This is a genomic window from Sphingomonas sp., assembly GCF_041661825.1.
GTDB lineage: Bacteria > Pseudomonadota > Alphaproteobacteria > Sphingomonadales > Sphingomonadaceae > Sphingomonas.
In genome coordinates this window covers 258,590-279,320 of the sequence record NZ_JBAZTU010000001.1, presented here as the reverse complement: position 1 = coordinate 279,320, position 20,731 = coordinate 258,590, and the positions used below count along the sequence as shown (strand labels likewise).

The following is a 20,731-nucleotide window of genomic DNA, read 5'->3' as shown; positions in this document are numbered from 1 at the left end:
CGAAAAAGGCCGCCGCGCTAGGGACGCGGCGACCTTCCAAAGCGGTCCGAAGACCAGCCTTATTTCGCGAGCGGTGCTGCGTCCGCGGCATTTTCGGGCAGGCCGCCGAGCTGGCTGACCAGCTTGATATAGGCGTCGAGATAGGCAAGCACGATGACCTGGCCGATCGCGGTATCCTGATAGCCGCCGCCGCCGGCACCGCCGAATGCGCCGCCGCCGAACACCGCGCCGCCGCCGCCGAAGCTGACGTCGGACTTGCGGGCATGGCCCTCGGTCAGCGCCTCTTCCTCGGTGGTGCGGGCGTTGACGACCGACAGGGTCACCGCCGCTTCCTTCTTGTTGACGTTGATGCCGCCGGCGATCGCGCCGAGGCCGCCGAGCAGGCCGCCGCCGCGGCCGAGGAAGCCGCCGAGCGCGGCACCCGCGCCGCCGCCGCCCGAGCGGTTGTTGGCGGTGACGATATCAGGCTGGAGGAAATAATCGGCTGCCTTCACCTGGCCCTTGCCGAGGTTCGAGCCGTCCTGCAGCTCGCCGGTGTCGGCCATGGCGCGTTCCATGTTGCGGCTGGCCATCGAGCGGCCGCGATTGACGAGGCCGAAGCAGCCGGATTTCTGGACAAACACCTTGATGATCGCCTCCGGGCTGCCGAGATTATATTCGCGCCACCATTGATTGTCGGGATCGACGATCGCGATGGTGCCGATCCGCTTGCGGCAGACGGGAATGTTGAGCTCGCCGTTCTTCTGCATCTGATAGGCCGACGACCCCTTGTCCTTGGCGACAGCGGGCGTGGCGGTGAAAGCGGCAGCGAGCGCGCCGAGCGCGGCACTGGTCAGGAAAATACGCATGGTGATCCCCTAAGTCCTCGCTCGCCCTGTTCTCCCGGGTACGAGCGTTCAACGATGGTGCGACCCCGTGACAGCGCCAATATTAGCACTGCCCCGATACCCGCGCTAGGCACTTCGCGGCGGATGACAGCATAAGTAATGATTGCCATCACCCTTGCGTCCCGGCCGAAGCGCCTCTCGTCGGCGTCGTCAGATACGGCTCTAGGCGCCCGGCGGATGCACGGTGAAGGCGGGTGCGACGGAGAGTCGACGGACGAGCGATGGGGGCGACCAAAGGGGGCCGGGGAGAGGGGGCGGCGTTGAGAGTCCGTCCGAGAAGTGCTGCGGGTCGGTCTGGCGGGTCTTTTGCGCGCCGGAGGCGTCGCGATCTAGCCACGATGCCCCGGCATCGAGGCGGCGACCGCTCCTTTCCGGCACCCAAAATCCCTCGCCAGCCCTCAACCGCCCACTTCTCGGACGGACTCTGAGTCGCGCGCGCCCTCTTCGCAATCTGCGCCTCGCCTGCTAACGCCCGCCGATCATGTCGACCGACCTTTCCCGAATCCGCAACTTCTCGATCATCGCGCATATCGATCACGGCAAGTCCACGCTTGCCGATCGGCTGATCCAGGAGACCGGCGGCCTTACCGACCGCGAGATGTCCGAGCAGGTGCTCGACAATATGGATATCGAGCGCGAGCGCGGCATCACCATCAAGGCGCAGACCGTGCGCCTGCGCTACAAGGCGAAGGACGGGCTCGATTACGAGCTGAACCTGATGGACACGCCGGGGCATGTCGATTTCGCCTATGAAGTGAGCCGCAGCCTGGCCGCGTGCGAGGGCGCGCTGCTGGTGGTCGACGCTGCGCAGGGCGTCGAGGCGCAGACGCTCGCCAATGTCTATCAGTCGATCGAGCATGACCATGAGATCGTGCCCGTCATCAACAAGATCGATCTGCCCGCGGCCGACCCGGACAAGGTGAAGGCCGAGATCGAGGAAGTGATCGGCCTGGACGCGTCCAACGCGGTGCTGACCTCGGCCAAGGCCGGGATCGGCATCAAGGACGTGCTGGAAGCGGTCGTCACGCGCATCCCGCCGCCCAAGGGCGATATCGACGCGCCGCTGAAGGCGATGCTGATCGACAGCTGGTACGACCCTTATCTCGGCGTCGTCATCCTGATCCGCGTGATGGCCGGCGTCCTGAAAAAGGGCCAGCAGATCAAGTTCATGCAGACCGGCACCCTGCATCTGGTCGACCGCGTCGGCTGTTTCCGGCCGAAAATCGAGCAGCTGAACGAGCTGGCGGTCGGCGAGATCGGTTTCATCACCGCGCAGATCAAGGAAGTGGCGCAGACCCGCGTCGGCGACACCATCACCGACGCGAAGCGGCCCGCCGCCGAGCCGCTGCCCGGCTTCAAGGAAGTCCAGCCGGTGGTGTTCTGCGGGCTGTTCCCGGTCGACGCCAACGACTTCGAGAAACTGCGCGAGAGCATTTCCAAGCTGCGGCTGAACGATGCGAGCTTCAGCTTCGAGATGGAGACCAGCGCGGCCTTGGGCTTCGGCTTCCGCTGCGGGTTCCTCGGGCTGCTGCACCTCGAGATCATCCAGGAGCGGCTGACCCGCGAATACGACCTCGACCTGATCACCACCGCGCCGTCGGTGGTGTACGAGATCGAGCTGGCGCATGGCGCGGGGCATCTCGAGCTGCACAACCCGGCGGACATGCCCGACCCGAGCCGCATCGCGAGCATCGCGGAGCCGTGGATCGAGGCCGTGATCTATGTGCCCGACGAATATCTCGGCAGCATCCTGAAGCTGTGCCAGGACCGGCGCGGCATCCAGAAGAACCTGACCTATGTCGGCGGCCGCGCGCAGGCGACCTACGAGCTGCCGCTCAACGAAGTGGTGTTCGATTTCTACGACCGGCTGAAGAGCATCAGCCGCGGCTATGCCAGCTTCGACTATCACCAGATCGGCTATCGCGAGGGCGACCTGGTCAAGATGAGCATCCTGGTGAACAACGAGCCGGTCGATGCGCTGAGCATGATCGTGCACCGCGGCACCGCCGAGGCGCGCGGGCGCGGCATGTGCGAGCGGCTGAAAGACCTGATCCCGCGGCACCTGTTCAAGATCCCGATCCAGGCCGCGATCGGCGGCAAGGTGATCGCGCGCGAGACGATCGCGGCGCTGCGTAAGGACGTGACGGCCAAGTGCTACGGCGGCGATGCCAGCCGGAAGCGCAAGCTGCTCGACAAGCAGAAAGAGGGCAAGAAGCGGATGCGGGAATATGGCTCTGTGAGCATTCCGCAGGAGGCGTTTATCGCGGCGTTGCGGATGGGCGACGAGGGCTGAGCGCCCGAGACCAGTGAGGGGATTGCGCCAGCAATCGCCGAACTGGGCGAGGATCAGCGCCAGCCCGGCCGGCGACCGGTCGAGCTTGCCCTCGACCGGGTCGTCCGACGACGCGGCTTTGCCGCGGCGCCACCCGGTATCAGGCGCGATTTTTCCACCTTTATTTTTTCTTCCGCTGTTAAGTTGGATTTTCGGGCGAAAATCAGCGCGCGAATTCAATGACTTGATACCCGTTTTCCCTGTTACGCCATAACAGCGGAAAAACGCGTCGAAATGCGGCACTATTTTCCGCTGTTCGCGACGAATTCGCGCCGGAATTACCGCTGCTTGATTCAAACGCGCGCATGGATGGGATATTGAGGGGGCTGGATCGTCCATGGCGGGTGCGCGCCATGGCCGAACGGAAGGTTGAATCGAGCGACGGGTTCCGTGCCCGTCCACGGAATAGACGCGTCAACGGTGCGCCGCTATCGCGCGCTACCCATTGAGTGGGCCGTCACCAGAGTGAGCGCGACGTCAAAGGCCCGACAGAATGTCCGCCTTTTTGGCCTCGTAGTCGGCGTCGCTGATCAAGCCGCTCTCGTGCAGCTGTTGGAGCTCGGCCAGCCGGGCAGCCAGTGTGCCGTGTGGCGGCGAATCCATGGTCATCGTGCCCACCGTGACATTGCCTTGCCGCATTGCCGCCGCGATGAGCCCTGCCATATTCTGGAGGTCCTGCGGGGTCCCGTCGTTTCCGGCGGTGAAGTCGCCGAAGCTCGACCAGGTGTCGCGCGCCTCGGCCTTGCGACGCATGCGCGGCGCGGCGAAGATCAGCAGAGCAGCGAAGATCAGCGCCGAATAGAGCGGAAAGGCGATCGCGATCCCGTCAAAGGTGATGTCGTCGCGCGTCTCTTCCTTCCCCTCGCCGGTGACGCAAACAATGTGGCGGTGCACACCGCTCCCGCCGGACGGCGTGGTGTAATAATCCGAATCGTCGATGACCTTGCCCGAACAAAATGGCCCAGCGGCCCAGCTGGTGACGGGCGCCCACATCGTCGTGCCTATCCCCGCGACAAAGAAGCCCAGGCCGAGGCTGAGCGGAAGCAACATGCCCAGCGCCGTCCGCCAGGGACGGTAGGACGGTTTGGCTGGCATGGCTGTTCCCCCGCGCCGGGGGCGACGCGGCGGTGAACCTAAAGCAAGTGCTGCAGGCGGACAATCACGCGCCGGACCGCCACCGACCGTTCGATCGGCAGATCGGCCTGTTACCTCGGGCAGGTCGCATATCGCACCGGTCGCTGGGCAATTAAGTGGAGTGTCACCGTAACCCGAGTGTCACCGTAACCCGCACCGTAACCTGTAACCCCGGACGCGATACTCGCTGGTGTCAATTGAGTGGACTGTCACCGGGGCGTCACCGGGGCTCCCATCGCTACCGGCCATCGAAGACTACCGATCCGACGGCTGCCACTACCGCCCCCTGCAGCAATGCTAGGATGATGCCGGTCTTGTCAAACAGGTCGAACGGAGAAAGTCCGACCAATGGCTCGACGAACATGATGGCCGCGATCGCCGCCCCCTGAAGCAGCGACAGGGCCAGCGCGCTCCGCACGCGAAACGGGTTCGCGACACCGTGCTTCCACCGAGTGCTCGGATCGGAAAATACGGCCGCCAGAAGGAGGGAAAGGGTCGGCGCGAGTTGAGCGAGAAGCCAGTTCCACGCGAGCCCGTCATCATCGCCATACTTGTCGGCAATCGTCTGCGCCGTGAGCAGGGCCGCCGCCGTGAGGGCCATCACCAGCCAGATCGCAAAAAGCAGTCGCAGCGCTGCCTCGCGTGTCATCAAAAGCCTGCAGCGCGCGCATGCCGCGCAAAGGGCAAGTGAGCATCCGCGACAGCTCTCACCGACTTGTTCTTACTCCGATCCGTTTCGAACTCATAGACAAGCAACCACGCCTGAGTTCCGGGCCTGACGACTCCTTTGCCGGTAACGCCGAGCGCGGCCGCACCCGTTGAACGCCAGCGTTTGACGTCCTGATCGCTCGCCTGATAGCCGGCCGGACGGATCGGCTGGTCCGTCACGACGAGCACCATGGTTCGGAAGAGGCCGCGCTCACCCTCGATCAACTTGCGGAAATAGTCGAGGAAGCCGCCCTGAGAAGCCTGCTTCCCCACCATCCAGCGGTCCTTCGCGGCAGATCCATCCTCGTTTATCCGCTCCAGCTTCGTGCAAATGGCGAACCCTCCCGGCACGGAGAAATATTTCAACTCCTCATATCCCTTTGCGCCGAGCCGTCTCTGCACCTGGGCATCCACGTCGCTGAGGTGACCGCTCAGCTTGAGGGTGCTGCTCACATTTCCCAGCGAAGAGGGCGCGGGCGCTGGCCATGGCAGGAATGGGCCGATATCGACGGCGTCCGATCCCAAGAAAACATCCGTTGACTTGGCTCCAACCAGCATCACGGGCGCGCGGCCATGTGAAACCGCATCCAGGTCTCCCTTGATACCGTTCAACATGTCGCTCAGTTCGACGCCCGGATTTCCCACCCGCTCCGCAAAACTGCGCGCCACGGTCTGTCGCGGAAGGTCGCCGGCCTTTGCTGCGGAATAGACCGCGTAGCTGTTGCGGTAGCTGGTGACCCTTGCAAGCCCGCGGCTTCGGCCGTTCTCGCAATTGATGCGGGTCATGCAATAGTCGGTGCTCTTGTCGATGGGATGACCGACAACAGCGTCCAGCAAAAGGACACTCGAGACGGCACTGCCCGCCGCCTCGGAGAGCAGATCGATCGGGATCGCCTCGAAGCTCAGATCGGATGCCCGGTCGATCTTTGCGGCAGGCGGGAGAAGGAACGTCTCACCGCCCGAATTTACCGTAACCCCGGAATAGGAAACGATCGCGACCTGAGCAGACTCAGAAAGAGCGCGAAACGCGTAGATCTTCTTTCTCAGACTCGAGACGTCGGCATTTTCGATCAGTTCCACTGACGAAAATCCGGCACGTGTGAGAGCCGCGGACAGGTCGACTGCAGCCGCTCGATCGCCATTAGGGAGTCCCGATGTCGCGTAGTTCGTGTTGACGATGATCAGCGCAACCTTCTCGGGCGATTCCGCGCGCGCTCCTTGGGGAAGGCCCAGGAACGCCAAAGCCAGAAGCACAAACACAGCGCTGATCGCGCGGCCCATGGTCATCATCCGGTTTTGCGATGCGCAGAGTCGGGGCTGAAAAGGAACTCATCGATCAAGGTCGACCCGTTCCAGGGAATCTGGTTGTTGTGCGTGGCGCCCATGACCTGTTTGCGAACTTCCCGGAAGGCATCGTCGATCGAAAGCCCCGGCCGCGCGATTGCCGATGCCAGCGCGGTTGCGAATGGCCCATAGTCGCCGCCACCGTCCGAGGCGACGGCATCAGGGGCGGTCGAAAACGCGACAAAAGTCTTGGAGGGGGTTTTCGGTGTGGCAAGGCCAGCGTGTCCGTCCCCGAAGCTCTTCAATAACGGCATATCGCGACAGGCATCGAAGATGGCGATGCCAGCCGAGACGTCAGCGCCCGACATCTGACGGATCGCGGCATCGCCCGGTACGGCTTCAAGGTCCACATCGGCCTCGCGGGCGATATCTGCCCTGATCGGGATAAGATAGTTGCTCCCGCCCGACTGGACGCCGTGTCCTGCATAATAGAATAGACCGACAGCCCCACGACCAGATTTGCTCAATCTTTCACCCAAATTCATAATCGCTCTTTTCATCTCCCTCTGATCGGCATTCAAAACCAACTCGACGTCAAAACCGGCAGCTGTGAGCACTCTTGCGATGAGCTTGCTATCATTGGCGGCATTCGACAGGCGCCCCAACTTGTCGTCATAGGCATCGTTGCCGATGACCAGCGCAATACGGCGCGACGGAGGCCCAGGCGGTATCGAAACAACCTTGATCGTAGAAACCGGGTTTAGAAACCACTCTGCATTTGACAGGTTACCGACCGTCGTCGGCCGCTGAACGCCGCCAGTGGCCGCACTGACGTCGTCCCTGATCTTCCGGAACATCATGGAAATCTCGGTCCCCGGCTCGACGAGACGGCTGACAAATGCCTGAGCATAGGGGCTGTTAGTATCACCGTCAGCGGAGGAAGCGCCGGCCTCACACGAGAATGCTGTCAGCGAGTCTCCGGCAAGCCTTAGACGGAAGCCTCGTGCTCGAGCGTCTGAAAACGGATTGTTGCAACTGGAATCCAGCACGAGAATTCTTAACTTCGTCAGGGGGGATGCCGGCATCGCGGCGGTTGCGGGTATTGCCTGCAAGTCGACATCCTGCTCCTTTTGAATCGAAGCATCGACGGGGATCAGATAATTATTGTCGGCGTAACCGAGGCCGTGCCCCGAATAATAGACCAACGCGATGTCCGCGCCTTCCGATTCGACAGCGAACACCTGCAATTTCTTGATCAGCTCTGTCCGCGGCAGATCGATCGCGACATCGACCTTATCGAAGCCGATCGCGGTCAGAGCAGCACTAACGAGCTTCGCGTCCGATACCGGTGTCTTGAGCGGCATCATTGTCTGATATTTTGCGTTGGCAACGATAAGCGCCACACGACGACCTGCATGAGCAGAGGTCGCCGTTGTCAGCATGAGGACAATCAGGATCAATATGCGCACGGCGACTCCGCCCCCGGAAGCTGCCTACACTCGCGTGCAGCGCGATCGAATTGTCAAGAAGCGTTGGCGTCGCCGGCCGATCTACTGCTCCAGCCCCGGATACTGCGGTGTCAGGATCTTCAAGCTGCCTACGTCTTCTCGGCAACCAAGGGAGCCTCCTACACCGCCGTTCGGCGCTGTTCATGGGCGACGCGAACTCGTCTCGCCCCGTCTCGCCGACGACACGCGGATGCGGACCGAGCCTGCCCGAGCCGCCCAGCAACTGGCCGTTCCAATAGAGCTCGTATCCGTCCTTGACGAGTGTCGGCCCGAGCACGTCCCATGATGCGCGCCCGGCCGGCACGGTCACCACGCGCCTGTACCAGGCATAGCCGGTGTAGCCGGGATGTCCGTGCGCCATCCAGGTCTGCCCAGCGCGGATCGTCGCCGGTGTGGAATCGCCAGGGGCCGTCGAGCAACGTCGCCGCAGCGCGCAGCGGCGGTGGATCGGGCCGGCCGCCGCGCGCCAGATCGGCGATCACGATGGCCCAGATCAGCAGGGTTGCCAGGGCGATCCAGACGAACAGCGTGCGTTGCGTGGCGTCGATCGATTTGAGCATGGCGCAGGCAGGTTAGGGGCAGAACGGGCGGGCAGGCAACCAGTGCGAGGCGAGCGACCCATTCGAGCATCCGAGCGTGGGGCCATCACCGCGCAAGGACAACCGGCCTTCCCTCAGTCGAGCAGCGCGCGCTTGAGCGCTGGATAGAGCACATCGTTGCCGTGCCCGCTCAGATGATCGCCATCGAAGAACAGCGGGCGCCCGCCGACCAGCGCCTCGCAGGTCGCGCCAGGGCAAAGCAGAGGCATCGGATCCCAAAGCTCGAGTTGCGGCACTGCCGTCTGCAGCCGATGCATCGCCGCGACGATCGGGGCGCGGCGTTGCTCGACGCGCGATCGCGCGATGCTGATCCCGCCGGCACAGCTGGGATTGCCCCGATCGAACCAGTCCACGCAACGGAAGGGCGGGCTGGGGAAGATCGGCTTGGGCGCCTCCATCTTCAAGCGCACGCCGCTTTGCGCCAGTCGCGTCAGGAATTCGCGTGCCTGCTCGACGCCGAGCGGTGAGGCCTGACGGTCGTCGAGCCTGATGTCACGATCATTGTCGAACTGGTTCGCGAAGCGGTCGATGCGCAGTCCGGGCAGAAATACGATCTCACCGGGCTTTGCGTTGTGCGCCACTTCATCGAAGATCGCGTCATAGAAGCGCTTGCAGGTCGCCGTCTGCGGCAGCGGATCGATCAGGCGCAGGACCGGGCACCCAGCGCGAACCCAGAGCTGCACCGTCACGCCCGTATCGGCGACCAATTGCCGCAACGCGGGGGTATAGACCGTCGCGTGCGAATCCCCGAGCACGCGGATCGTGCGGCCGGTGCCGGCACAGCCTGCCGCGCTCCAGACCTTTACCACCGCGCCGCCGGCCTTGCGATCGGTCTCGACCACGCTGCATCTGCTGCGCGCCGGATCGAGCTTGTGACGATCGTCCGCATACCAATCCTGCGCATTGCCGGTTCGGCTCAGCGTCAGCCGGTCGTGGCCCGCGAAGATCGCTTGCGCCGCGCCGAACGCGAGCAGCGTCGCCACGGCCGCCCCCAGCACAACCCGTCCCCTCGGCAATGCGGCGATCCGCGCGCTGCGGCGGATCGGATCCTCGACGAGCGCATAGGAGATGGCGGCCAGTGCCAGGCTGATGGCGAGTGCTGCCAGCGCAAGGGGCAGGGTGTTCAGCCCGGTGGTCCAACGGAACAGCACGAAGACCGGCCAATGCCACAAATAGAGCGCGTAGGAGCGCCTGCCCATTGCAACCAGGATGCGGCTGGCGAACAGCCCCGCAATGGGCGCGTCGCGCCGGGCGACGACATGGCCGATGAGCGCCGCGGCGCCAGCCACGCCGAGCAGGTTGCGCGCGAGCCCGATATCGAAGGGCAACAGCAACCCCGCCGCGATCAGGGCCAGCCCGATCCCGCCCATGGCAGCATGCCGAACGCCGGGCGCACCTTGCCAGCGATCAAGCGTGAGACACAGGAGCATGCCGGCGCCAAGTTCCCAGAAACGGCTGACGATCAGGTAGAAGCCGAATTTGGGCGCGAGCACGGTCAGGATCATGTGGATCGCCAGCGATGCGGCGGAGAGCAGCGCGATCAGGCGGACGACGCGCCGCGTCGGCATGCGCGCGCCCTCGAGCCGCTGGTGCCAGAAGAGCAGGAACGGGAAGACGAGGTAGAATTGCTCCTCCACCCCCAGGGACCATGTGTGCGTGAAGGGATTGAAGCCCGCCTGCGGCCCGAAATAACTGTCGGTGTCGGTGGCGAGCACGATGTTGCTGAGCCCGAAAAACGCGAACCGGGCGACCTGCGGAATGCTGTCGCTGAGCCAGCTTCGCGGCACGAAGAGCATCTGCACGACGATGGTCACGAGCAGCATCAGGATCAGCGCCGGCATGATGCGGACCAGCCGGCGTGCGTAAAAATGAGTGCTCAGCTCGCCCAGGCTGGCGAAGCGCCGCCCGGTCAGCGACCCGGTGACGACGAAGCCGGAGATGACGAAGAAGATATCGACGCCGATGAATCCGCCGGGCATCGCCGCCGGCCACAGATGAAACAGGACCACAGCCGAGACGGCGAGTGCTCGTAGCCCGTCGATCGCCGCAATATAGCTCGATCCGGACTTGTGTCCGTTTGTGATGGTGTCGTTCATTGTCGGGGACGCCGTATGGAAATTGACGGGGGTGTTTTATGTCGCCTCGACCACGTGGCGTTGGTCGGGAGAGGAAGTCTAGAACTGCTTTCTCAGCGTAAGCCGCACGGTGCGCCCGAGCGGATCCCCTTCGTCGCGTGAATATCCTGGCGGTTCGCTTCCGTCGGGGCGGGCGATGTGGCGATAGCCTCTGAGCAGGTTCCGAACGTCCAGCGACATCTTCAGCCGCCGCGACGATGGCGCGCTCTGGGCGCGATCGATCGATCCGCGAAGCTGGATCCGTGAAAAGGGCGCCCACATCAGGCCGGCGCCATAGCCAGTTTCGGCACTGCCGCCTATCGCGCTTTGGCCGCCAGCGAGAGATCGACGGTGAGATCGCGAATGCGGCGAACGCGGAGCCCCGGCTGGAGATCGGGAACAGGTCTATCGCGGTTCCGTTCGCGACAGGTGTCCCGGAACGGTGTCGGCGGCGGCCTTTGACAATGGAAGGCAACGGACGAGCCGACCATTCCACGCAGTCGGACCAGGGCAAGCGCCCGCCTTTCAGCGCATCGAGGCGTGGGGCTAACCTCAGTCAATCAAGTTGTCCGACTTTAGTGTGACAGTAGGGCAACACACATGGAAAAACATAACAATTCCGTCATTTCGGAGCGTTTCCTATGTTGTGCTGCAGTGCGGAATCATTACGTCCGCGCCACCGCCGGAGAGCGGACAACCGCACAAGGGGACATTCCCATGAATACCAAGTTTCTGTTCGCATCCGTCGCAGCGCTCGTGATCGCCACCCCGGCGATGGCGCAGGACGAGGCTCCCGAATTCAAGGGCGGCGCGCGCGTCGAGGCACGCATCGGCGTCGATGACGTCGTGCTCAAGGTCGAGGGCGAGAGCGGCTCGAAGGTCGGGCTCAGCTATGGCGGCGAAGTCGGTTACGACTATGTCACCAACTCGGGCTTCGTCATCGGCGCCTATGCCGGCATCGACGGCTCGACCACCAAGGATTGCACCGAGGTGTTCGGCAACGACGAGGCCTGCCTGAAGGCCGGCCGCAACATCACCGCGGGCGTGCGCGCCGGCGGCGTCGTGCGCAGCGGCCTGCTGTACGTGAAGGGCGGCTATTCGAACGGCCGTGCGACCATCTCGTACCGCGACAATGTCGCGCCGGTGAACAATTTCTCCGAGAGCGGCAATCTGGACGGCTGGCATGTCGGCGCCGGCTATGAGCTGCCGATCTCGGCGAACACCTATGCCAAGATCGAATATGTCTTCACCAACTACAGCACCAACGACGATGATTTCGGCATCGACGCCGACCTTCAGCGTCACCAGGGCCTGGTGGGTTTCGGTTTCCGCTTCTGATCTTCGGATCGGTCCGACGGACACGGGAAGGGGCGGCAGCGATGCCGCCCCTTTTTGTTTGGGGCGCGAGTGGTGCGGGCGATCAGGGATCGGCCCATAAGTCCGACAAGTTTGGCGTTCGGAGCGCCGTTGAAATGCTTCGTTCGGCTACGCGCTCCCTTGCGGCGTCGCCGATGTCTTGTAATAAGTAGGAGTAATAGAAATCAACGCGGCCTCGAGCGCGCGGATTCAGCTGGGAGGATGCGATGAAAAGAGCTGCTGCCGTCCTGTTCGCCGCGATGGCCGCCATCGGATCGGCCTCCGCCCAAACCGCCGCGCCGGTGATCGTCGAAGATTTCAAGCCCTCGTCGGTGAACCAGCCGGGTCAACCATATCCGCAGGTCAATTCGCAGGGCTATGTCCGCTTTCGCGTCACCGCGCCGGATGCTCAGGCCGTCAAGGTGAGCCTGGGGCTGGGTGGGCGCGGCGGCACGGTGCTGACCAGGGCCGCCGACGGCACATGGACCGGCACCACGGAGGGGCCGCTCGACGAGGGTTTCCATTATTATCATCTGACCGTCGACGGCGGCACGTTCAACGACCCGGGAACGCTGAACTTCTATGGCTCGACGCGCTGGGAGAGCGGCATCGAGGTTCCCGCGCACGACGCGGATTTCTATGCGCTGAAGGACGTGCCGCATGGCCGGGTGGAGCAGGTGCTGTTTCCGTCCGCGAGCACCGGCACGCAACGCCGCGCCTTTGTTTACACGCCCCCGGGATATGACCAGGCCCAGCGTGCGCGCTATCCGGTGCTGTACCTGCAGCATGGCTGGGGCGAGGACGAGACCGCCTGGTCGAACCAGGGCCATGCCAACCTGATCATGGATAATCTGATCGCGGCGGGCAAGGCGACGCCGTTCATCATCGTGATGACCTATGGCATGACCAACGACGTGCGGCCGGGCAGCCCCGGCGGCCTCGCCAGTTTCGACATCAAGCCGTTCCAGACGGTCCTGGTCAACGAGTTGATCCCCTATGTCGACACTCACTTCCGCACGAAGGCCGATCAAGGCCACCGCGCCATGGCGGGCCTGTCGATGGGCGGTTTCGAAACCAAGCTGATCGCGCCGAAGAACCTCGACAAATTCGCTTATATCGGCCTGCTGAGCGGCGGGACCGTCTCGGTCGACGACGTCAACGGCACGCCGGGTTACAAGGAAAAGGTCAAGCTGACGTTCGTCAGCTTCGGCAGCCGCGAGCTCGAAGGCCGGGGCATGGGCGGGCCTCCGGGTGCGCCCCGCGCCGACCCGCGGGCGACCGCCGCAGCGCTGAAGGCGGCCGGGATCAACAGCGTCTTCTACGTGTCGCCCAATACTGGACATGAATTCCTGTCCTGGCGGCGCAGCCTGCACGAAATGGCGCCGCTGCTGTTCCGGAACTGAGATAGCGGGCCTGCCATGGGCCGGTAGGCGAGGCGCGTGACGCGGCCCGGCCGGGCGTGCTGTGATGGAGAGAGCGATGAAGAAACTGCTGACCGCGGGGCTGATTGCCGCGCTCTCCGGATCGTCCCTTTCCGCTGCTCCACCCGATCCGCTGGCGCCGACCGGGCGCTGGTCGGCCTATACCGCCGGGCGTGCCGCCACGCCGCCGATGGGATGGAGCACCTGGAACGCCTTCGCCACCGACATCGACGAAGACAAGATCATCGGTTCGGCGCAGCAGATCGTCGATAGCGGGCTGGCGGCCAAGGGCTATCGGTATATCAATATCGACGATGGCTGGGCATTGAAGCGCCGGATGCCCGACGGGCGCATGATCATTCGCACCGACAAGTTTCCATCGGCGCGAGCGGGCGGCGAGACCCCGAGCTTCAAGCCGTTCACCGACCGGCTCCATGCGATGGGATTGAAGGCGGGCATCTATTCGGACCTGGGCCGGAACACCTGTTCCGAAGCCTGGTCGCCGACCGACACCGACCTGCCCCGGGGCAGCGTCCTGGAGCGCGAGGTCGGGCTGTACGGGCGCGTCGATCAGGACATCAAGCTCTACTTCGCCGATTGGGGCTTCGACTTCATCAAGGTCGATGGTTGCGGGCTGCGCGATTACGGGCCGGACAGCGAACGGGTTCGCTCGGGCAAGTTCCGCGCGCTCGGGCCGCTTCTTGATTCCGGAGCGGTGACGCGAACCGACATTCCGGCGGTGCAGGCGCTGTTCCGCCAGATCAATACCGCCCTGACGCGCGAGAACCCGGACGGTGACTATCTGCTGTCGCTCTGTGTCTGGGGCGCTGCCAACGTCCGCGCATGGGGCAAGGATTATGGCAGCATTTCGCGCACCAGCGACGACATCTCGCCGGCCTGGGGCAGGCTGCTGGTCAATTACGACACGACGGTAACGCGCTCGCTCTATGCGCATCCCGGCTCGTGGAACGATCCCGATATGCTGCATATCGGCGCGGGCGATTTCGACGCGGATCATTTGACCGAGGCGCGATCGCATTTCGCGCTCTGGGCGATGCTCAACGCGCCGCTGATGATCGGGACCGATCTGCGCAAGACACCCAAGGCCCTGCTCGACGTCTTCGGCAATGCCGACATCATTGCGCTCGACCAGGACCCCGCCGGCAACCAGGCGACTCTGGCTTATGATTCCAGCGATCTGCAGATCCTGGTGAAGACGCTGGCGTCGGGCGATAAGGCGCTGGCGATCTTCAACCGCAGCTCGGGCGACTATGATGTCGATCTGAGTGCGGCGCATCTCAAGTTCAGCGACGCCTCGCCGGTCGAGCTGACCGATTTGTGGAGCAAGCGGCGCACCAGTTTCACCGGCAAGACGAAGTTGCACATCAAACCGCGCGAGACACTGATCTTCCGCGTGAAGGGCACGCGCACGCTGCAGGGCGGCTATTATCTGTCGGAGCAGCCGGGCAGTGTGAACCCGGCCGTCGATGGCGTCGTCCGCCCGACGGTCGATCCCACCATCTTTCGCACCGCGGCTGGCTGGGCCGGCACCAACGGTGCTGGCGATCGGCCGACCTATGCCGGCTGGGGCGGCGCTCGGGCCGACAGCGCGCCCTATGGGCAGGTGCTTCATGTCGCGGGCAAACCGTTCGCGGCGGGCATTGGTATCCTCGCGAACTCCCGGCTGGAGGTACGGAACAGCCGCGCGCGACGCTTCACCACCATGGTCGGGGTGGACGATAGCGCGACGGACAAGACGCACAGCGTGACCTTCGCCGTCTATGGCGACGGTAAGCTGCTCGCGACCAGTCAGCCGCTGAAATGGGGCATGGCGGCGCGGCAGCTCTCGGTTCCGGTTGCCGGGATCAAGCTGATCGAACTGGTTGCGCGCAGCGCCCATGCCGACACCGCGACTCTCCCCGTCACCTGGGGCGACGCAGCGTTGATGGAGTGACGCGGCCGGCGCGTTGACGCTTTTTAGGCTCGGGTTTTGACGCCTTGAACGCGCCACAGGTCCGATCGAACCACCCATTGCCTACGGCCGAATAGCCGGGAGGCCGGTGGAGACGTCGTTTGCTTGCGTTCCCCCTGCCTTGGGCTAGCCTGTCGAGACTGGGCATCGACTGACGCTGGGGACATCATGAATCGTTGCATTTCAATGCTCGCTCTCGCGTCATGCCTTGCGCTTGCTTCGCTGACCGAAGCCGCGCAGGCGCAAGAGGCTTCGGCGATGTCACCCGCGCCAGCGATCAATCCGGAACTGGTCGCCTTGTATGAGGCCTGGCGCGCTTTTGCCGCGCCGGAAATCGTCGATGGGCTGCCCGATTATGGGAAAGGTGCGATGGGGCGCAAGGCAGCGGCGCTGCCTGGGTTCAAGGCGCGTCTCGCGGCGATCGATCGCACCGGCTGGAGCGCGGGCGCCATCAGCGACTACCGCCTGATCGAGGCTGAGATGAACGGGCTCGATTTCCACCTGCGCGTGCTGATGCCCTGGGCACGCGACCCGAGCTTTTATGCCACAATCTTCGGGGAAGAGAGCGATGTGCCGGCGCATGAAGGGCCATCGGCGCAGCCCAATATCGATCTGTTCGGGTTCGACTGGCCGCTGTCGCGGGCGGACGACAAAAAACTCACGCTGCTGCTCGGTGCGGTACCCAAGCTGCTGACGCAGGCGAAGAGCAATCTCGCAGACGGCAATGCGCACGATCTGTTCGCTTATGGCGACCGCGCCTTCAAGGACCAGAGCGCGGTGCTCGATGCGCTGGGCAAGGGCACGCTGACGATGCGCACGCTCGGCGGCAAGAAGGCGGCCCTTATGACCGGCGCGAGCCCCGCGCTCCGCAAGGCGATCGGCGCTGCGAAGACGGCGACCGACGATTTTGCCCGGTGGGTCGCCGCCGAAGCGCCGAAAAAGACCGGGCCGTCCGGCGTCGGCAAGGAAAATTACAATTGGTACGAAAAGCATGTCGCGCTCAATCCTTATGATTGGGACGCGCAGGCCATGCTGCTGCAGCGCGAACTGGACCGGGCGCTCGCGTCATTGGCCCTTGAAGAGACCCGTAATCGCGCCTTGCCGCCGATTGCCGAGATCAGCGATCCCACGGCCTATCGCGCGATGGCGCTGGCCAGGACGGCCAGGTTCAACGCGCTGCTGATCGCGACCGGCCTGATGCCGGACAAGCCCTATTTCCGCGCGGCAATGGAAGCGCAGACCAGCAACTACACGCCAGCAGCCGAGCGAGCCTTTTTCGATCACGGCACTGCGCTCGATCCGCTGCCTCTGCTCTCGCATTCCAGCCACTGGATCGAGCTTGCGCGGATCAAATATGAGCCGCATCCCGACCCAATTCGCCGCGCTGCGCCGCTGTACAATATTTTCGCGGATCGCTCGGAGGGTTTTGCCACCGCGTTCGAGGAAATCGTGATGCAAACGGGCCTGTACGACGCCGGGCCGCGCTCGCGCGAGATCGTGTGGATCATGCTCGCGAACCGCGCGGCGCGGGGGCTTGCGTCGCTTCACGTGCAGGCCAATGAAATGACGCTGGAGCAGGCTGGGCGCTTTCACGCCCAATGGACGCCGCGCCACTGGTCGGACGCGAACAGCCCGCTCGTCGGCTTCGAGCAACTGCTCTATCTGCGCCAGCCCGGTTATGGCCCGAGCTACATATTGGGGAAACTGCAGCTGGATGAATTGCTCGCGCTGGCGGCCCATGAGGCAGATCAGGCTGGCCGGCCATTCGTGCTCAAGGATAGCTGGGCGCGCATCATGAGCTCGGGTATCCTGCCGCCCTCGCTGATCAAGGCCGAGTTATTTCCCGGTCAGGGCGTCCGGTAGCGCCTAGCGGAGTCCTTTCACTCCTCCAGCCCATGATATTTCCGCAGCACCGGCGGCGGCGCGGCCAGCCGGGCGAGTTGCGGCGCGAGGTCCTTGGGTGGGATGACCAGTTCGACCAGTGCCGGCACATCCGTCAGTCCCGCGATCTCGCCCAGCGCGGTGGCGAGCTGGTCGGTGGTCTTCACGCGGTAGCCCTTGGCGCCGAACGCCTTGGCCAAAGCGAGGTAATCCCAGTCGGGCAGTATATCGAACGGGGCGAATGCACCCTCGGGCGTGAAGGCCTTGATGTCGACGAACGCCTGCTCGATCGCATAGCCCTGGTTGCTCATCACGAACACCACCGCGGGCAGTTTCGCCCGGGCGAGGCTCGATAGTTCCTGGCAGATCATCATGAAGCCGCCGTCGCCGGCGATCACCCAGGGGCGCTTGCCCGAAGCCAGCGCCACGCCCAATGCGCAGCCGGTTTCGTGGCCGAGCGAGCCCCAGGCGGCCTGCGCGACGAAGCTGTCGCGCGGCAGGCCCATGAGATTGCCCCAGACATACAGTGACGTGCTCTCGCCGAGGATGAGCACGCTCTCGTCGATCAGCTTCTCGTGTTTCAGCCAGCGGGAGAATTGGCGGTAGAAGACATTGTAGGTGAGGCTATGGCCCGTGCCTTTCTCCGTGGTCTCGTCGGTGTCTTCGGGAACATCGGGCGCCTCGAAGCTGCGCGGGAAGGCGTCGTCTTCCTCGAAACGGGCGACCAGCGCTGCGAGGAAATCGGCCAGGGTGATCTGCGCGAAATAGTCGATGCCGACGCGGGTATCCTCGTCGTTGCACGAGACCATGTCGGCATAGCGCGCGGCCATGATGTCGAGATAATCGTCCGTGATGATCGCGCCCAGCGCGACCGGGCAATCGCAGGCGCCCATGATCGTGCGGGTCAGCGCGGGCGAGGCGGGGCCGGCATAGGTGCCGATGAATTGCGGCTGCGCCTCGTCGAGCACGGTCTTGCCCAGGCTGGTGGTGGTGAAGGGCAGGCCGCTGACATCGACCAGCTTCTGCGCCAGATCCTGCAGGCCGAAGCGCTGGATCTCGACCCCGAACCACAAAACCGGCTGCTCGGCGCTGAGGATGCGGCCCCAGGTGGCGGCGATCGCCTTCGCCAGATAGGTCGCGTTGCTGGTCTGCGGCACCGGGCAGAGTGAGCCGATCGGATCGGCGCAGGCCTGAGTCCAGACATTCTGCAGCACCTCGAGATAGATCGGGCGGCGGAAGGTGAGCATCGCGGTGATCGCACGGTCGATCTGGGCGGGGGCGAAATCCGGGTCGGAGACGATCTCCGACGCGACGGTGACATGGGCGAAGAGCTTTGCGTTGACCTCCACATCGCCGGTCGAATGATGGAACAGGATCTGCTGCTGACGTTCGAGCAGGCGGTTGTTGGTGGATGGGCTGGCGGAGATGATCGCGACCGGCACGCGTTCCACCCAGGAGCCGGCGGCGCAGTTGAGCGCGCTCATCGTGCCGACACCGTATTGCACGCAGGCCGCACCGATGCCCTTGAAGCGGGCATAGCCGTCCGCCGCGTAACCCGAGCCGAGCTCGTTGATGTTGGGCACGCGCTCGATCGCGGGATCGTCGTCGAGCGCGTCGAGGAAGGGCGAGGCATAGTCGCCGGGGACGGCGAAGACATGGCCAAGGCCGGCCTGTTTGAGGCGGGCGAGGATATAGTCGGCGACGTTCATTTCAGCCCTCCTCGACGGCGCAGAGGCAATTGGGGGTGATCGACGAGAGCATCGTCCCGCAATCGAAGCAGGGCAGGCAGGCGTCCAGATCGGTGCCGCAGCCGGTGCAGGGGTCGCCGGGCGGGCAGGGATTGGGCATCAGCGCATAGCTCGGGTCGAGCCAGGTCGGCGGCTTCATGCCGAAGAAATCCTGCAGGGTGGATTCAGCGATGTCGAGCGCCCCTTCGACCCAGCCCTGGCCGAGCGAATAGGCCTCGCCGACGATATGGATGTCGTATTTGGCGACCGGCTTGCGCATCTGGCACATGATCTGGTCGAGCCGGAAATTGGCCTTCCATTCGTGCCAGCCGCCGCCATACGGATCCTCGTTCCAGGTGTGATAGACTGCGGCATAGGGATCGGGGATCTGCGGCAGGGCATGGACCTGCGCGACCTGGCGATTGGCGACGTCGACCATTTCCGCGGTGGCGCGGAAACCCGTCTTGGGGGCAATCGGGAGGACGTTCTCGACCCCGCCTTCGAGGCAGGCGGGGCGATAGCCTTCATAGGCCTTGCCGCGTTCGAGGCCCTTCCAGAAGGGCACCGTGCCGAGATCATTGTAGCTGGCCATGAGCAGTGAGTTGAGGAAGGGCTCGCCCGACTCCTGCTCGCCTTCGGTGCCGAAATAATAGACCTGGCGGACGGGGAGGTCCGTGACCGAACGGCCGGCGACCAGGCCTTGCGAGCGCCACCAGGGGGTCTCGTAGGCGAGCAGCAGCTTGAACGCGCTCTGGATGAGGACGGAAGGGATGTTCTTCTTCAGCCAGGGATCGTCGAAGAAATCGCTCTTGATCAGCTCCAGGCTGCGGCGCGGCATGGCGAGGATCAGCTTCTTGCAGCGGACCTTCACGACCTTGTCGTCGTCACGGTCGCGGGTCTGTTTCTCGTCGTCGGTATGGGTCTGGCGGAAGATGAGGGTGTAGGGCCAGTCGCCGGTGCCGAGGATGATCTCCTCCAGCCGGTGGTTCATGAAGACGCGCTTGCCCTTGGGCGTCTTGCCGGGGAATTTGTCGTTGAAGTCCCGGGCGAGGGTGATCGGGAGCTGGTCATAGCCTTCGGCCAGCGTGAGGAACTGAGTCTCGTCGCTATATTCGGTGGCGGGAAGCTGAGTCACCGCGCAGGCATTGGCGACGTTCGCCTCGTATCCGCCGGCGTCGCGCATGAACTGATAGCCCTCGTTGGAGAGCACGCGGAACATCAGGTCCCAGAAGCCGTATTTCCACATCGGCTTGCCGAACACCTTGACCTGCATCTGCTGGCACAGGTTGAGATTGGCGAAGCCGGGATAGAGGTTGTTCATCACCTGCACCTGCAGGTTCGTCGGGCCGAGGCCGCGTTCGGACCAGGCGAGGTTGTAGGGGACCTTTTCCGGATCATCGAGCTCGTGCAGCCGCAGATGCTTGCCGCGCAGATAGAAGAGGTTGCAGTTGGAGCCCACGGGCGCGGGCGCGCCCATCGGGAAGTCCTTGGTCTGCAGGTTGAGGTGCTTGACCAGATCGGCGACCATGATGTGCTGGGTCGGGATGTAGCGCATGCCGCCAAGCTCGGCCTTCACATTGGGCAGGCCGGGCAGGGTGGTGGTGTAGAGCCGGCCACCGATGCGATCCGAATATTCGAACAGGCCGATCGCTTCCTTGTCGCCGCGGTCCTGCTGAAGCCGCCATGCGCTGTACGCGCCCGACACGCCGCCGCCGACAATCGCTACGTCGAGATCCATGTGACCCTCCCCCAATCCAGACACGGCACGGCACGCGCCATCGACGGATGTCGAGCCGCTGCAATCTTTC

General features: G+C 64.1%; 14 protein-coding genes. 5 read left to right on the top strand and 9 right to left on the bottom strand.

Going from position 1 to position 20,731, the window contains the following annotated elements:
* Positions 1–59 precede the first annotated feature (59 nt).
* Positions 60–848 carry a penicillin-binding protein activator LpoB gene (locus tag WC729_RS01140; RefSeq protein ID WP_372848679.1) on the bottom strand — a complete coding sequence of 263 codons (789 nt, stop codon included), beginning with the start codon at positions 846–848 and terminating at the stop codon, positions 60–62.
* A 520-nt stretch (positions 849–1,368) separates the two neighbouring features.
* Here WC729_RS01140 and lepA point away from each other — a divergent pair.
* Positions 1,369–3,180, top strand: coding sequence for a translation elongation factor 4 (gene lepA / locus WC729_RS01135; protein ID WP_372848677.1), 1,812 nt, complete (start codon positions 1,369–1,371; stop codon positions 3,178–3,180).
* Between the two features lie 516 nt (positions 3,181–3,696).
* Here the strand turns inward: lepA and WC729_RS01130 are convergent.
* From WC729_RS01130 to WC729_RS01105, 6 genes are all read right to left on the bottom strand, one after another.
* Complete coding sequence (locus tag WC729_RS01130; RefSeq protein ID WP_372848675.1) at positions 3,697–4,314, bottom strand: SHOCT domain-containing protein; 618 nt, start codon at positions 4,312–4,314, stop codon at positions 3,697–3,699.
* 277 nt (positions 4,315–4,591) lie between these two features.
* Positions 4,592–5,002, bottom strand: coding sequence for a hypothetical protein (locus tag WC729_RS01125; protein ID WP_372848673.1), 411 nt, complete (start codon positions 5,000–5,002; stop codon positions 4,592–4,594).
* A complete protein-coding gene (locus tag WC729_RS01120) occupies positions 5,002–6,348 on the bottom strand; it encodes a hypothetical protein (RefSeq protein ID WP_372848671.1) in 1,347 nt (448 codons plus the stop codon). The genes WC729_RS01125 and WC729_RS01120 overlap by 1 nt, the downstream gene beginning before the upstream one ends.
* Positions 6,348–7,814: a caspase domain-containing protein gene (locus tag WC729_RS01115; protein WP_372848669.1), complete on the bottom strand. Its 1,467-nt coding sequence runs from the start codon at positions 7,812–7,814 to the stop codon at positions 6,348–6,350. Before WC729_RS01115 ends, WC729_RS01120 begins: the two co-directional genes overlap by 1 nt.
* A 158-nt stretch (positions 7,815–7,972) precedes the next feature.
* Positions 7,973–8,413: a hypothetical protein gene (locus WC729_RS01110; RefSeq protein WP_372848667.1), complete on the bottom strand. Its 441-nt coding sequence runs from the start codon at positions 8,411–8,413 to the stop codon at positions 7,973–7,975.
* Between the two features lie 113 nt (positions 8,414–8,526).
* Positions 8,527–10,548, bottom strand: coding sequence for an acyltransferase family protein (locus WC729_RS01105; RefSeq protein ID WP_372848665.1), 2,022 nt, complete (start codon positions 10,546–10,548; stop codon positions 8,527–8,529).
* Between the two features lie 735 nt (positions 10,549–11,283).
* Here WC729_RS01105 and WC729_RS01100 point away from each other — a divergent pair.
* From WC729_RS01100 to WC729_RS01085, 4 genes are all read left to right on the top strand, one after another.
* The gene (locus WC729_RS01100) at positions 11,284–11,904 is read left to right on the top strand and encodes an outer membrane protein (RefSeq protein WP_372848663.1); all 621 of its coding nucleotides are present in this window, start codon (positions 11,284–11,286) and stop codon (positions 11,902–11,904) included.
* A 245-nt stretch (positions 11,905–12,149) separates the two neighbouring features.
* Positions 12,150–13,325 (top strand): alpha/beta hydrolase, encoded by a 1,176-nt coding sequence (locus tag WC729_RS01095; protein ID WP_372848661.1) that lies wholly within the window; start codon positions 12,150–12,152, stop codon positions 13,323–13,325.
* A gap of 76 nt (positions 13,326–13,401) precedes the next feature.
* Positions 13,402–15,297, top strand: coding sequence for an NPCBM/NEW2 domain-containing protein (locus WC729_RS01090; protein ID WP_372848659.1), 1,896 nt, complete (start codon positions 13,402–13,404; stop codon positions 15,295–15,297).
* A 276-nt stretch (positions 15,298–15,573) separates the two neighbouring features.
* Positions 15,574–17,178, top strand: a complete 1,605-nt coding sequence (locus WC729_RS01085) for a hypothetical protein (protein ID WP_372848657.1) — start codon at positions 15,574–15,576, stop codon at positions 17,176–17,178.
* A gap of 17 nt (positions 17,179–17,195) precedes the next feature.
* On the opposite strand, the gene WC729_RS01080 is transcribed toward WC729_RS01085, so the two are convergent.
* Together WC729_RS01080 and WC729_RS01075 are read right to left on the bottom strand one after the other, a co-directional pair.
* The gene (locus WC729_RS01080; protein WP_372848655.1) at positions 17,196–18,905 is read right to left on the bottom strand and encodes an alpha-keto acid decarboxylase family protein; all 1,710 of its coding nucleotides are present in this window, start codon (positions 18,903–18,905) and stop codon (positions 17,196–17,198) included.
* A 1-nt stretch (position 18,906) separates the two neighbouring features.
* Positions 18,907–20,661 (bottom strand): flavin monoamine oxidase family protein, encoded by a 1,755-nt coding sequence (locus tag WC729_RS01075; RefSeq protein ID WP_372848653.1) that lies wholly within the window; start codon positions 20,659–20,661, stop codon positions 18,907–18,909.
* Positions 20,662–20,731 lie beyond the last annotated feature (70 nt).